This window comes from Paraburkholderia unamae (genome assembly GCF_003096875.1).
Lineage (GTDB): Bacteria > Pseudomonadota > Gammaproteobacteria > Burkholderiales > Burkholderiaceae > Paraburkholderia > Paraburkholderia unamae.
The window spans coordinates 575,603-588,649 of the sequence record NZ_QEOB01000001.1 but is presented as its reverse complement, the minus strand read 5'-3'; the positions used below and the strand labels follow the sequence as shown (position 1 = coordinate 588,649).

At 65.2% G+C, this 13,047-nt stretch carries 16 protein-coding genes; 3 read left to right on the top strand and 13 right to left on the bottom strand.

Going from position 1 to position 13,047, the window contains the following annotated elements; genetic code table 11:
* Position 1 precedes the first annotated feature (1 nt).
* Complete coding sequence (locus tag C7402_RS02660; RefSeq protein WP_116609526.1) at positions 2-643, bottom strand: SCO family protein; 642 nt, start codon at positions 641-643, stop codon at positions 2-4.
* Positions 644-747: 104 nt separating this feature from the next.
* Positions 748-1,515, bottom strand: coding sequence for an SURF1 family protein (locus tag C7402_RS02655; RefSeq protein WP_116609525.1), 768 nt, complete (start codon positions 1,513-1,515; stop codon positions 748-750).
* A gap of 105 nt (positions 1,516-1,620) precedes the next feature.
* Between C7402_RS02655 and C7402_RS02650 the strand changes: the two genes are divergently transcribed.
* On the top strand, positions 1,621-1,830 hold the full coding sequence (locus tag C7402_RS02650) for a twin transmembrane helix small protein (protein WP_028201826.1): 210 nt from the start codon (positions 1,621-1,623) through the stop codon (positions 1,828-1,830).
* A gap of 154 nt (positions 1,831-1,984) precedes the next feature.
* On the opposite strand, the gene C7402_RS02645 is transcribed toward C7402_RS02650, so the two are convergent.
* The 8 genes from C7402_RS02645 to C7402_RS02610 form a co-directional block, all read right to left on the bottom strand.
* On the bottom strand, positions 1,985-2,842 hold the full coding sequence (locus tag C7402_RS02645) for a cytochrome c oxidase subunit 3 (protein WP_112172072.1): 858 nt from the start codon (positions 2,840-2,842) through the stop codon (positions 1,985-1,987).
* 103 nt (positions 2,843-2,945) lie between these two features.
* Positions 2,946-3,170 (bottom strand): DUF2970 domain-containing protein, encoded by a 225-nt coding sequence (locus C7402_RS02640; RefSeq protein WP_116609524.1) that lies wholly within the window; start codon positions 3,168-3,170, stop codon positions 2,946-2,948.
* Between the two features lie 52 nt (positions 3,171-3,222).
* The gene (locus C7402_RS02635; RefSeq protein WP_116609523.1) at positions 3,223-3,801 is read right to left on the bottom strand and encodes a cytochrome c oxidase assembly protein; all 579 of its coding nucleotides are present in this window, start codon (positions 3,799-3,801) and stop codon (positions 3,223-3,225) included.
* Between the two features lie 39 nt (positions 3,802-3,840).
* Positions 3,841-3,981, bottom strand: a complete 141-nt coding sequence (locus tag C7402_RS02630; protein WP_208948884.1) for a cytochrome oxidase small assembly protein — start codon at positions 3,979-3,981, stop codon at positions 3,841-3,843.
* Positions 3,982-4,151: 170 nt separating this feature from the next.
* On the bottom strand, positions 4,152-5,765 hold the full coding sequence (gene ctaD / locus C7402_RS02625) for a cytochrome c oxidase subunit I (RefSeq protein ID WP_112172076.1): 1,614 nt from the start codon (positions 5,763-5,765) through the stop codon (positions 4,152-4,154).
* 120 nt (positions 5,766-5,885) lie between these two features.
* On the bottom strand, positions 5,886-7,547 hold the full coding sequence (gene coxB / locus C7402_RS02620; RefSeq protein WP_116609522.1) for a cytochrome c oxidase subunit II: 1,662 nt from the start codon (positions 7,545-7,547) through the stop codon (positions 5,886-5,888).
* Positions 7,548-7,635: 88 nt separating this feature from the next.
* Positions 7,636-8,112, bottom strand: a complete 477-nt coding sequence (locus tag C7402_RS02615) for a DUF2244 domain-containing protein (RefSeq protein ID WP_112172078.1) — start codon at positions 8,110-8,112, stop codon at positions 7,636-7,638.
* 266 nt (positions 8,113-8,378) lie between these two features.
* Positions 8,379-9,362 carry a methyltransferase domain-containing protein gene (locus C7402_RS02610; protein WP_116609521.1) on the bottom strand — a complete coding sequence of 328 codons (984 nt, stop codon included), beginning with the start codon at positions 9,360-9,362 and terminating at the stop codon, positions 8,379-8,381.
* Between the two features lie 212 nt (positions 9,363-9,574).
* Here C7402_RS02610 and C7402_RS02605 point away from each other — a divergent pair, with 212 nt between their 5' ends.
* Positions 9,575-10,300 (top strand): ComF family protein, encoded by a 726-nt coding sequence (locus C7402_RS02605; protein WP_116609672.1) that lies wholly within the window; start codon positions 9,575-9,577, stop codon positions 10,298-10,300.
* A gap of 51 nt (positions 10,301-10,351) precedes the next feature.
* Entirely contained in the window at positions 10,352-10,822 is a 471-nt protein-coding gene (trmL, locus tag C7402_RS02600; protein WP_116609520.1) for a tRNA (uridine(34)/cytosine(34)/5-carboxymethylaminomethyluridine(34)-2'-O)-methyltransferase TrmL, read from the top strand.
* 24 nt (positions 10,823-10,846) lie between these two features.
* Here the strand turns inward: trmL and C7402_RS02595 are convergent, their stop codons facing one another.
* From C7402_RS02595 to secB, 3 genes are all read right to left on the bottom strand, one after another.
* Positions 10,847-11,380, bottom strand: a complete 534-nt coding sequence (locus C7402_RS02595) for an O-acetyl-ADP-ribose deacetylase (protein ID WP_116609519.1) — start codon at positions 11,378-11,380, stop codon at positions 10,847-10,849.
* Between the two features lie 82 nt (positions 11,381-11,462).
* Positions 11,463-12,461, bottom strand: a complete 999-nt coding sequence (locus C7402_RS02590) for an NAD(P)H-dependent glycerol-3-phosphate dehydrogenase (RefSeq protein ID WP_112172082.1) — start codon at positions 12,459-12,461, stop codon at positions 11,463-11,465.
* 47 nt (positions 12,462-12,508) lie between these two features.
* Positions 12,509-12,973 (bottom strand): protein-export chaperone SecB, encoded by a 465-nt coding sequence (gene secB / locus C7402_RS02585; RefSeq protein WP_042270084.1) that lies wholly within the window; start codon positions 12,971-12,973, stop codon positions 12,509-12,511.
* Positions 12,974-13,047 lie beyond the last annotated feature (74 nt).

Below are 13,047 nucleotides of genomic sequence, written 5' to 3'. Positions count from 1 at the left end.
CTTAACCGATGCGCGACCACTTGAGGAGCTTAGTCACGTCTTGTTTGATTTTCGACGGATCGGGGTTCGCGGGGAACCGCATCATCAGGTTGCCGTTCGGATCGACGAGGTAAATGTGGTCGGTGTCTTTCGTCGTATCGGTGGCGGGCAGCCACGCGGCAACCGCCGCGGGATCGACGCGCAGCATGCGTGTGTCGGCATACGCGCCCTTCACTTTCTCGGGCACGCTTGCGTCGTCGGTGCGCAGCCATACGGTGACGATGCGTTCGCGCTCAGGCCCCTGCGTCGCGCGCACCTGGCGCATGAAATAGAGCTTCTTCGCACAGGCTTCGTCGCAGGCGCCGCCATTCACCGAGATCATCAGCCAGCGGCCCTTGAGCGAGCCCAGCGGCACTTCATGACCGTCGTCGCCCGTCACCAGCAGCGCGCCGGGAATGGGCCGCTGCGGTTCGATGAGCGCGCCATAGCTCGTCGTGCCGCCCTTCGGCTTGATCACGTAGTACGTGAAATAGGAGATCGCGATGGGCGCGCCGCAGATCAGCACGATGAGGAGCAGCGTCCAGCGGCCACGCCGCCGCGCGGCCTGGGCTTGCGGGGCGGCCGGCTGCGCGACCTGGGCGGAACGGGGGGATTGCGTCGACACTCTCGGGGAACCTCGCTTCTGTCGCTTTCAGTTGTCCATGTGCTGCATGCGCCGCGCCGATGTCCGGACGATGTCTGGATGACATTGATTCGTCGGACAGATCATCAGGCATCCTTCGCGCTGCCGTTGCTGCCGGCCTGGCGTCTGGTCGCACCTTCGGTGCGCTCTTTTGCCGCAGCCTTGCGGGCCGCGTAAACCCCGAAACCGAGCGCCGCGAGCGCCATGCCCCACCACTGGAGCATATAGCCGTAGTTACGCTCGACATCGGTGTCCGGCACCGGCCAGTCGCGCACGAGCCCGTCCTTGAAGCCCGGCACGAAGCCGGTTTGCTGGATCACGAATGGTTGCAGCGGCAATCCGGTTTCCGCTGCGTAGGAAGCGACGCCGAGATTCTGCCGTATCTTCTGATGCGGTGCAGAGCCGCCCGCACCGAGTTCGAATGCCTGCGTCGCGGTCGCACGCGCGATGCCCACGACTTCGACCGGCCCCGGCGGCGTTTCGTAGGGCGCGATCGCCGTGCGGTCCGCGATGTTGCGCGGCAGCCAGCCGCGATTCACGAGCACGTAACCGCCGCCTTCGAGTTTAAGCGGCATCACGACATAAAAGCCCGGCTGGTCGTTATAGGGACGATTGTCGAGATACACCACACGCTCGGGCAAGAACGTGCCCTTCGCGCTCACGCGATGAAATTCGATGTCCTTCAACGCGAGCGGGGCCGCGCCCACCGCTTGCGGGGTCGACGTCGCGTACTGCGTGATCTGCGCCTGCAACGCTTCCTTTTGATGCGCGCGGTCGCGTTGCCAGAAGCCGAGCCGGATCGTCACGGCCATCACGATCAGGATGAGCAGAGCGGGAACGAGCCGGATTTTCATTGGGCACGTCCGATGCGGAACATACCGGTGATCGAACCCCGCGCTGCGCGAGCCAGTGCCATAATGAGACAGGCGTTTTCAGGCATGCCAAATTCCGTGAACTTCATGCACATACTGGTCCCCGTTGCGTTCGCGCTGATCATCGCGAGCATGATCTCCGCGCTCTATTTCATGATGCACGACCGGGGCCGCACCAAGCGAATGGTCTGGTCGCTCGCCACGCGCGTGGGCCTTTCCATCTCGCTCTTTCTCTTCATCCTGTTCGCGCACTGGATGGGCTGGATCCAGTCCACCGGGATTCCTTACGGTCGCTGAACGCCGCGCCGAAGCGAAGCCAAACCGAAGCCGGAACGAAGCCCAGGCGAACCCCGCACCGCGCAAAACACAAGGCGCCGCGCCGACTACGTCGGGCGGCGCCTTGTTTCATTTTCCGCTCTTGCGCCGCTGCATGCGCGCGGCGCGGCGCGCGTCACAACCAGTACACGACGATGTAAAGACCGAGCCACACCACGTCGACGAAGTGCCAGTACCAGGCGGCGCCTTCGAAGGCGAAGTGATGTTCGGCGGTGAAGTGCCCGCGAATCATCCGGACCAGCACCACCGTGAGCATCGTGCCGCCCAGGAACACGTGGAAGCCGTGAAAGCCCGTGAGCAGGAAGAACGTCGAACCGTAGATACCCGAAGCGAGCGTGAGGTTCAGTTCGCCGTACGCGTGGATGTACTCGAACGCTTGCAGGAAGAGAAAGCACACGCCCAGCACGATCGTGGCCGCGAGCCAGGCGATGGCCTTCGAGCGATGATTGTCGCGCAGCGCATGGTGCGAGACCGTGAGCGTCGCGCCCGAGGAGAGCAGCAGCGCCGTGTTGATGGTCGGCACGGGCCACGGCGTCATGGAACGGAAGTGCGAAACCAGCGCCGCAGGACCGGTGTTCGGCCACACAGCGGAGAAGTCCGGCCAGATCAGCTTGTAGTCGAGGCTGCCGAGTTGATGCAGGGCGATCGCGCGCGCGTAGAACAGCGCGCCGAAAAACGCTCCAAAGAACATCACCTCGGAGAAGATGAACCAGCTCATGCTCCACCGGTACGACACGTCGACACGCTTGCCGTACATGCCGCCCTCGGACTCGGCGATGGCGTCGCCGAACCAGTGCCAGAGCGTGAAGAGCAGCCACAGCAGACCGATGGCGACGCCGATCGGCGCCCACGAATCGCCGTTGATCCACGACGCCAGCGAGGCGAGCATGACCAGAAGGCCAATGGCCGCGCTGATCGGATGCCGCGATGGGTGCGGTACGAAGTAGTACGGGCTATCGTTTTGGCCGCTCATGCCTGTTTCTCCAATTTCCAGTTGCACCGGACACCGCCGGCTGCTTTTGCTCGAGTTCGTCCTCGTTATTCACTGCTTCGCACACGCCGCGGCGCGCGCGCCCTCATCCCACCACCGCGTGCACGATCAACAGCAGCACGACGATGAACAGCACCGCGCCGATGATGCCCGCGATGATCAACTGCACCGGGTGCAGCTGCGCGGCGTCGGATTCGAGGTCGGCGCGCTTGCGCACACCAAGGAACGACCACGCCACGGCCTTCACCACCTGAAGGAAGCCGCCCTTCTTCTGCTTCGCCGGTCCCGTGCCGCCGCCTTCGTGACTCATGCCCCGTCGCCTCCGTGTCCCTTCGCTGCTTCCCGCACTTGCCGCACGAACATCACGCCCCGGCCGACTGCTTCGGCGGCGGCGGCACGCCCGGCTTGTTGAGCTCGAAGAACGTGTACGACAGCGTGATCGTCTTCACGTCCTTCGGCAGCTTCGGGTCGATCACGAACACCACCGGAATGCGCTTCGTCTCGTTCGCCTTCAAGGTCTGCTGCGTGAAGCAGAAGCACTCGATCTTGCGGAAATACTCCGTTGCCTGCTTCGGCGCGTAGCTCGGAATGGCCTGCGCGTCGATCGTGCGTCCTTCGTTATTCGAAATGTCGTACATCACCGTCATGACTTCGCCAGGATGCACGTCGATGCTCGACTGCTCCGGCTTGAAGCCCAGCAGTCCGCGCGCGTTCGCGTCGAGCTCAACCGAGATCGTGCGCGTCATGTCCACCTGCGTGTTGCGCGCCTCGCGCTCGGTGGCGTCGCGCTGCACCAGGTTGTTGATGCCGGTGACCTGGCAGATCGCGCGATACATCGGGATCAGCGCGAAGCCGAAGCCGAACATCAATACCGCCACGACGACGAGCTTGATGAGCATCGACCGGTTGAACGCGCGATCGCTACGGGCATGCGTGGACATCGGACTTCCTCGAACGGTCTTCCGGCAAACGCCTGCGCGTCAGTGGCCGGCGAAATACACCTGCTTGATGACGCCGGCCAGAAAAAACGCGGCGACCACGGCGAGCAGAATGAGGCCGATTCGCCGGTTGCCCGCGCGAATTTCCGCAGGCGTGCGTCGTTGTTGTGGATCGCGGGTCATGCTTGCAGCGCGGCTGGCCGCGGCCTCTCCTTCGATCGTGATGCGCATCGTGAAATGTTCCTCGTGCGTGCGTCGATGAAAACCGCGGGGTTCGTTTGCATCCGGCGCGCTGCGCTGCGTGTGCGTTGCATGGACACTGCGCGCGCGGCCGGACGCTTCGGGCCAACGGCTTATTCGACCGTCGGCGGATTTTCGAACGTATGGAACGGCGCCGGGCTCGGCACGGTCCACTCGAGGCCCGTTGCACCGTCCCACGGCTTGTCGCCGGCTTTTTCGAGTTCGCCGCCGCCGCGATACGCGGGCAGCGCCACCGCGAACAGGAAGTACACCTGCGAGAGGCCGAAGCCGAAGGCGCCGATCGTGATGACCTGGTTCCAGTCGGTGAACTGGGCCGGATAGTCGGCATAGCGGCGCGGCATCCCGGCGAGGCCGACGAAGTGCATCGGCAGGAACGCGAGGTTGAAGAAGATGAGCGAGCACCAGAAGTGGATCTTGCCGCGCGTCTCGTTGTACATCCAGCCGGTCCATTTTGGAGACCAGTAGTACCACCCTGAGAACAACGCGAATAATGATCCCGCCACCAGCACGTAGTGGAAGTGCGCCACCACGAAGTAAGTGCCGTGGTACTGGATGTCGAGCGGCGCCATGGCGAGCATGAGGCCCGAGAGACCGCCGAACGTGAATACGATCAGGAAGCCCACGGCCCACAGCATCGGCGTCTCAAACGTGAGCGAGCCGCGCCACATCGTGGCGACCCAGTTGAACACCTTCACGCCCGTGGGCACCGCGATCAGCATGGTCGCGTACATGAAGAACAACTGGCCCGTGACCGGCATGCCCGTGGCGAACATGTGGTGCGCCCAGACCATGAACGAGAGAATCGCGATCGACGCCGTGGCGTACACCATCGAGCTATAGCCGAACAGCGGCTTGCGCGAGAACGCCGGAATCACCTGCGAAACGATCCCGAACGCCGGCAAGATCATGATGTAGACCTCGGGGTGCCCGAAGAACCAGAAGATGTGCTGGTACATGACCGGGTCGCCGCCGCCGGCCGGGTTGAAGAAGCTCGTGCCGAAGTGGCGGTCGAACAGCAGCATCGTGATCGCGCCCGCGAGCACCGGCATCACGGCGATCAGCAGGTAGGCGGTGATGAGCCAGGTCCACGCGAACATCGGCATCTTCATGAGCGTCATGCCCGGCGCACGCATGTTCAGGATCGTCACGACGATGTTGATGCCGCCCATGATCGACGAGGCGCCCATGATGTGCACCGCGAAGATCGCGAAGTCCATGCCGGGGCCCATCTGTGTGGAGAGCGGCGCGTAGAGCGTCCAGCCCGCGGCGGTGGCGCCGCCCGGCGCGAAGAACGAGCCCACCAGCAGGCACGCGGCGGCGGGCAGCAGCCAGAAGCTGAAGTTGTTCATGCGCGCGAAGGCCATGTCCGAGGCGCCGATCTGCAAGGGCACCATCCAGTTCGCGAAGCCCACGAACGCCGGCATGATCGCGCCGAACACCATGATGAGACCGTGCATCGTGGTGAGCTGGTTGAAGAACTCGGGGCGCATGATCTGCATGCCCGGTTCGAACAGCTCCGCACGAATGGCGAGCGCCATGACGCCGCCCGAAAGGAACATCACGAACGAGAAGATGAGATACAGCGTCCCGATGTCCTTGTGGTTCGTCGCCAGCAGCCAGCGGCGCCAGCCGTGAGGCGTGGCGTGCCCGTGGTCGCCGTGCACGTGGCCGTGCCCTCCAGCTACATCGTGTCCGATGCTAGACATGACTATTCTCCTGAAGCGAATTGCTTTGCGTCTCTTGCTGCAGCGTTTGCTTGCTTGTTATGTGCTCGCGCAGCGCTTGTCCTGCGTCTGTGCTGCTTGCGGGGCGGCCCGCTTGCTCGTTCAGGCCGCCGCGCTGATCTCAACGCGGCGCGCTTCCTTCGCGTTCGCGCTGCCAGTAATCGTTTCCGGCTTCTTCAGAATGATGTGGTCTTCGGCAATGCCCGCCGCCTTCAGCGCGTCGCGCACGGCTTGCGCGCGGCGCCTGGCGAGATCGGCGTTCACGTCGGCCTTGCCGCTCGCGTCGGTGAAACCCGAGAGCGTGAACTTCGCGTCGGGGTGCGCCTTCGCGTAATCGGCGGCGGCCTGGATGGCGTCCTTCGCGTCGGCGGGCAGCGTGCTCTTGCCCACTTCGAAGTAGACGCTTGCCGGCAACGCAGCGGCGCTCGGCGCGGCTGCGCCCGATGCCTGGTCGGCGCCGCTGGCCGCCGCTGCGCCGCTCGCTTCGGTGGCACCGCTCGCCGCGGCTGCCTGTTCCGCGCCGCTCGCCGCACCACCCGCCGCAGCGCCGCCGGCCGCTGCGGTGTGGTCGCCGCCTTCGGGCATCTTGCCGTTGCGCGCGTCGGCCACCTGGCGCGGTTGCAGAATGTCGCCGGTGTGGTTCCCCCACGAGTTGCGCTCGAACGTGATGACAGAAGCGATCTCGACGTCGTTGAGCGTGGGCGCCCACGAAGGCATGGCGTTCTTGCCCTTCAGGACGATGCTCACGTGCTCGGCGATCGGGCCGTTGGCGACCTTGCTGCCGTCGAGCGCCGGGAACGCGCCCGCGCCCTTGCCGGTGGGCTGGTGGCACACCGCGCAGTTCGACGCGTAGACCTTCTCGCCGCGCTCCTTGAGTTCGGCCAGCGTGTAGGTCTTGTTCGGGTCGTCGTTGGCCGCGGCCATCTTGGCCTTTTGCGTCTGGACCCACTTTGCGTAGTCTTCGTCGGAGAGCACTTCGACCACGACCGGCATGAACGCGTGCTCCTTACCGCACAGCTCGGTGCAGAAGCCGCGATAGGTGCCGACCTTGTCGGCCTTGAACCACGTGTCGCGCACGAAGCCCGGAATCGCGTCCTGCTTCACGCCGAACGCGGGCACGTACCACGAGTGCACGACGTCGTTGGCCGTGGTGATGATGCGGATCTTCTTGTTGACCGGCACGACGAGCGGGTTGTCGACTTCCTGCAAGTAGGTGTCGGTAATCGGCACGCGGTTGTTCACCTCGGAGCGCGGCGTGCTGAGCGTGGAGAAGAAACCGATGCCTTCACCGGGCCCCTTCACGTAGTCGTAGCCCCATTTCCACTGGTAGCCCGTCACCTTCACGGTGAGGTCGGCGTTGGACGTGTCCTTCATCGCGACGACGGCCTTGGTCGCGGGCAGCGCCATCAGCACGACGATGATGAACGGCACCACCGTCCAGATGATTTCGACGGTCGTGCTCTCGTGAAAGTGGGCGGCCTTGTGGCCCTTCGATTTACGGTGCGCGTAGATCGAATAGAACATGACGCCGAACACACCGATGAAGATCACGGTGCACAAGAGCAGCATCATCATGTGGAGGCTGTAGAGCTCTTCGGCGATGCGCGTGACGGGCGGCTGGAAATTGATCTCGTTCACCGCAGGACCGCCGGGGCTGTCTCCGACTGCGAGTGCCGCGCCGGCGACGAGGAATCCGCTGCACGCCAGCACCCCTTGCAGGGCTCGCTTGATTGTTTTCATAGCTTCCTTACCCATAATTTCCATTCAAACCCTCGGCCCCGCAGGAAGGTTTTGCAACCAGGGCGCCCCCTGGGACGCTCACGCCACGCCGGCCGGACTCACGCGCCGCGCATCAACCCGCGCGCGCAAGCCAGCTACGCAGTTCCCGCGCGAACTGCGCACGCCGATATTGCGGCAGATGCAACCCGACAGCGACCGCCTGGCCGCGGGACACGAGACGCACCGGGTCGCGTGGGGTCGCGCCCGGCTCGACCCGGACCCAGCGGGGATTGAATTCGAACTGTGTGAGCGCGTCAGCGCTCATCTGCTCGATCACCAGCCGGTTCGGATAAAGCCTGATACGTTCGTAATCGACAGCATGGCGCGCGTAGATGACAAACGCGCCGCCCACTACCAACAGATCGATGCCCGTAAACGGCAAAACCAGCCAGGCGCCGTGGATCAACAGCAGAACGGCGATCGCGATGGAGACCAGCGCCAGCGAAACATAGAAGAACACAAATTGCCTGGGCGAAACCGAACAGTTGCGCTTCATGGTCCAGTCCTGAAGGACCGGCTCCGGACTCGCCAGCAGATCAGAAGCCTGCATCGCTCGCTTCCCCCACAACAACCTCCCCAGACTATCGCCGCGTCGCGCCTCGCACAACTACGGGGAGATCTGGACTTGCCACAATGGATTTTGGGGTCCCTTCCGTGCAGCAAACTGACGCATTATAGGCGTGATCCCCAGCCCCCACAAGCAACGCCCAATCTCTCGCAAACCCATGCCAGACGGGCTTCGCCGCGATTTTTCAACAATTTTTCGAGGGCTTTTCAGGCGCTAATTTCAGGCATAACGAAAGCCCCCTTACCACGTTACCGATTCCTTGCCGGACCGCGTCCGATGTCCTCGATGCGCACAATCCCATGGCCTTCGGCCGTCGTGTGCGGCACCGCCTTCCACGCGTGACCGTAGATGATCTCAAAGGTCAGCGCAATCGTGCCCGCATGCGGCCCGTCCGTGCGGCGGCGTGCTTCGAGCGCGGCCACGAGCGCGCGATAGAGGCGCCGTGCGCCGTGCGTGCCTTCGGCATCCCCCTCGCGCTCGAACGGATACGCGCCCCAGCGCCGCACGTCGGCGAGCAGCTTCTCCGGCGTCTTGTAGGTGATGGTGAGCGTTTCCTGGTCCATCACCGGAATCTCGAAGCCGTTCTCGACGAGCATGTCGCCGAGATCGTGCATGTCGACGAAATCGATGATGTGCGCGCGCGTGGGCACGCCGTGCGCGGCCTCGACTTCGGCGAACGCGCCGCGCAGTTCCTTGAGCGTGTCGGGGCCGAGCGTGCTGAACATCAGCAGGCCGTTGACCTTGAGCACGCGTTGCCACTCGCCGAACACGAGGTCCGGACGCGGATGCCAGTGCAACGCGAGATTGGACCACAGCAGCTCGAACGCGCCATGCGCGAACGGCAGGTCGCCGAAGTCGGCCTGCGCGAAGCGCGGACCGCGCGAGCCGAGCGCACGTCCGACCGAGGCGGGCAGGAAACGCCGCCAGCTCGTGTCGGCGGCATCGTGCGCCCGCGCACGGCGCAGCATTGCGAGGGAAAGATCGGCGCCGAACACGGGCGCTTCAGGAAAGCGCTCGCGCAGCGCGGGCAGGTCGTCGCCGGGCCCGCACCCGATATCGAGCACGGCGGCGGGACTCACCTTGATGTATTCGAGGCGCTCGCGCATGCGTTGCGCGATTTCACGCGGCAGGAAGGCGACCTCGTCGAAAGTCGCCGCACGGCGATCGAAGATGCGCCGCAGGTGCCGGGTGTCATAGTCCGGACGGCCAGTTCTTGCGGAAGACGGGGACATGTCGGTCGTATTGGCGAAGTCTGCGAAGTATACTCGCTCACTCCTTTCCTTTCAGTCACGCGAGCCCGCTGCCCGGACGTCCTTCGATGCCACCGCGCCTTTTTTCACGCGAGCCACGCCATGCACCGCGTGTCACGCCGCCCAGTTCGCGTCACACCCCGGACCGCAGTCGTCTTGCGGGCGTTGCGCGCGTCTGTCGAAAGGCGCGGGGGCTGCCGTCGCAGCTCGCCCACTTCGTACTGCCCAACCTCTGCCCATTATGCGGCAATTTGTCGCGAGCCACGCTCTGTGTGTGCTGCGACGCCGCGTACTGGAACGAGGCGCGCCTGCGCTGCACCGTGTGCGCCATGCCGCTCACGCACCGGCGGCGCGCGGCGGGACGCGCGCGCTACCGCTGCGAGGCCTGCATCGACGCGCCGCCTGCGTTCGACGCCACGCTTGCGCTCGCCGACTATCGTGCGCCGCTCGATCTGCTCGCACGGGGTCTGAAGTTTCGTGCGCGCCTCGCGCTCGGCGAGGAGTTCGCCCGGCGCCTCGCGCTGGTCGCCCAGGATGCACCCGATGCGTCCGGGATAGGCGGCGTGCCCGACATCGTCGTGCCTGTGCCGCTGTCGCGCGAGCGCCTGATCGAGCGCGGCTACAACCAGGCATGGCAGATCGCACGGCCGCTCGCGCGACGCCTCGGCACGCGCGCGGACGCCACGCTCGTGCGACGCATTCTGCATACGGCCCCGCAATCGAAGCTCGACCGCGAAGCGCGCCGCCGCAACGTCGGCCGCGCGTTCGCACTCACGCGGCCGTTGCATGGCCAGCACGTGGGCGTGGTCGACGACGTGATGACCTCGGGCGCCACGCTCGACGCGCTCGCGCACACGCTCAAGGCCGCCGGCGCGCGGCGCGTGACCAACTTCGTCGCGCTGCGCACGCCGAAGGACTGATCGGCCTCATCTATTCAAGACATCGCAAGACATCGAGAGAGTTTCATCGTCATGTTCAACGTCGTTCTCGTCGAGCCCGAAATTCCGCCGAACACCGGCAACGTGATCCGCCTGTGCGCGAACACGGGCGCGCGCCTGCATCTGATCGAGCCGCTCGGCTTCCCGCTGGACGACGCGAAGATGCGCCGAGCCGGCCTCGACTATCACGAGTACGCGCAAATGCACGTGCACGCCAACTGGGATGCGTTCCTCGCGAAAGAAGCGCCCGACCCGTCGCGCATGTTCGCGTTCACGACACGCGGCTCGGGCCGCTTCCACTCGCATGTGTTCCAGCCCGGCGACTGGTTCGTGTTCGGCGCGGAAACGCGCGGCCTGCCCGACGCGGTGCTCGACCGCTTCGAGGCGCAGCAGCGCGTGCGCCTGCCGATGCGGCCCGGCAATCGCAGCCTGAATCTCTCGAACACGGTGGCGGTCGTGGTGTTCGAGGCCTGGCGGCAGACGGGGTTCGAAGGCGGCGAATAAGGCAAATGCGAAGTCAGTCCGTCGCTACGCCTTGCCACGCGCTGCCAGCTCACGCTCGTAGCGCGCGAGCATCGCATTGTCGAAGCACGCGAAGATCACATGGACGAGCGCAGGCGAGTCCGGCAATGCGTCGATGACGGTCGCGACGGCGATCTGCACGGCGTCGTCGGCGGGAAAACGGTAGACGCCGCAACTGATTGCCGGAAACGCGATGCTCGTCACACCCGCCTCGCGCGCGCAGTCGAGCGAGCGCCGGTAGCACGACGCGAGCAGATGCGCTTCGTCGCGGCCGCCGCCGTACCAGACGGGGCCAACGGTGTGGATCACGTGTTTCGCGGGAAGGCGGTAGCCGCCGGTGATTTTGGCGTCGCCGGTCGGGCAGCCGTGTAGCGTCTCGCACTCGCGCAGCAGATCGGGCCCGGCGGCGCGATGGATCGCACCATCCACGCCGCCGCCGCCGAGCAGCGACTCGTTCGCGGCATCGACGATCGCATCGACCTTCAAGGTGGTGATGTCGACGGCCTGCGCCTCGATGCGGCAATTTCCGATACTAAGCATACGGTCCTCCAATGCGATCTGGAGTTAGTGCTTTAGCGCTCACTCTGGTCTCGCGCAGGGCGAGCGCGCATCATCAAACGCCCTACTCCGCCTTCGCGTCGCGCCGCAGCAGTGCGCTCACGGCGTCGCGCGGCGCGACACCGTCGAACAGCACGGCGCATACCGCCTGGGTAATCGGCATTTCAATGCCATGCGCACGCGCGAGCGCCAGCACGGCCTGCGCGCAGCGCACGCCTTCGGCCACATGACCGAGCGCGCCGAGAATGTCGTCGAGCGTGCGCCCGCTCGCGAGCTGCTTGCCCACCGTGCGGTTGCGCGAGAGGTCGCCGGTTGCGGTGAGAATGAGGTCGCCGAGGCCGGTCAGGCCCGTGAAGGTTTCGGCACGGCCGCCGAGCGTGACGCCAAGGCGCGTCATCTCCGCGAGTCCGCGCGTGATGAGCGCGGCGCGCGCGTTCAGGCCGAGACCGAGGCCGTCGGAGATGCCGGTGGCGATGGCGAGCACGTTCTTGACCGCGCCGCCCACTTCCACGCCCACCACATCGTCGCCGGTATAGATGCGCATGGCGCGGTGATGGAACGCCGCCAGCGTGCGCTCGCGGCAGGCGGCGGAGGCGCTCGCCACCGTCAGCGCGACCGGCAGGCCCTCGCCCACTTCGCGCGCGAAGCTCGGGCCCGAGAGCACGCCATTGCTCGCGTGGCCCGGCAGCTCGGCGGCCACGACCTGATGCGGCATCAACTGCGTTTGCGCCTCGAAGCCCTTGCAGAGCCAGACGAAGTGCGCGGGCACGCGGCCCATGTCGCGCAGCGTGCACAGCATGTCGCGCAGGCCCGCAACGGGCGTGGCGAGCACGACGAGATCCGCCTCGCCCGACGCATGGTCGAGCGCGGCGGCAAGATCCGTTTCGTATTGAAGCGCCTTGGGGAGCGCGACGCCCGCGAGATAGCGGGCGTTTTCGTGCGTCTTGCGCAGGGTGTCGACGAGCGCGCCGTCGCGCGCCCACAACAGGGTCTGATGCGCCTGGGCGAGGTGCCCTGCCAGCGCGGTGCCCCACGCTCCGGCGCCGAGAACGGCGATGTTCATTCCGATACTCCGCACCGGTAGTTCGTGAAAACGATCAGCGTACGCGGTTAGTGCGTCGCGCTGCTTGCGCCGTCTTGCTGGGCGAGCTGCTGGAGGCGTTGCTCGTAGAGCGCCTGGAAGTTGATCTCGGCCAGGTGGATCGGCGGGAAGCCCGCGCGCGTGATCGCGTCGGCGATGTTCGAACGCAGGTACGGGAACAGGATGGTCGGGCATGCGATGCCGACGAGCGGATCGACCTGTTCGGCCGGGATGTTGCGGATGTCGAAAATGCCGGCTTGCTTGGCTTCGATCAGGAACGCAACCTTGTCCTTGACCTTGGCCGTGACCGTGCCGGTGACGATGATCTCGAACACCGATTCGGCGAGGCGCTCGGCCTTGACATCGACTTCCACTTCGACCGAAGGCATGTCCTGCTCAAGGAAGATGGCCGGCGAATTCGGCTGCTCGAGCGACATGTCCTTGAGGTAGATGCGCTGGATGTTGAAGAACGGCTGGTTGTTCTCGTCAGACATGGTGTATGGCTTCCCTGATTGAATGGATCACGGCCGCATTATCGCGACATCTCAAGGTCTCGAAAATGAGCCGC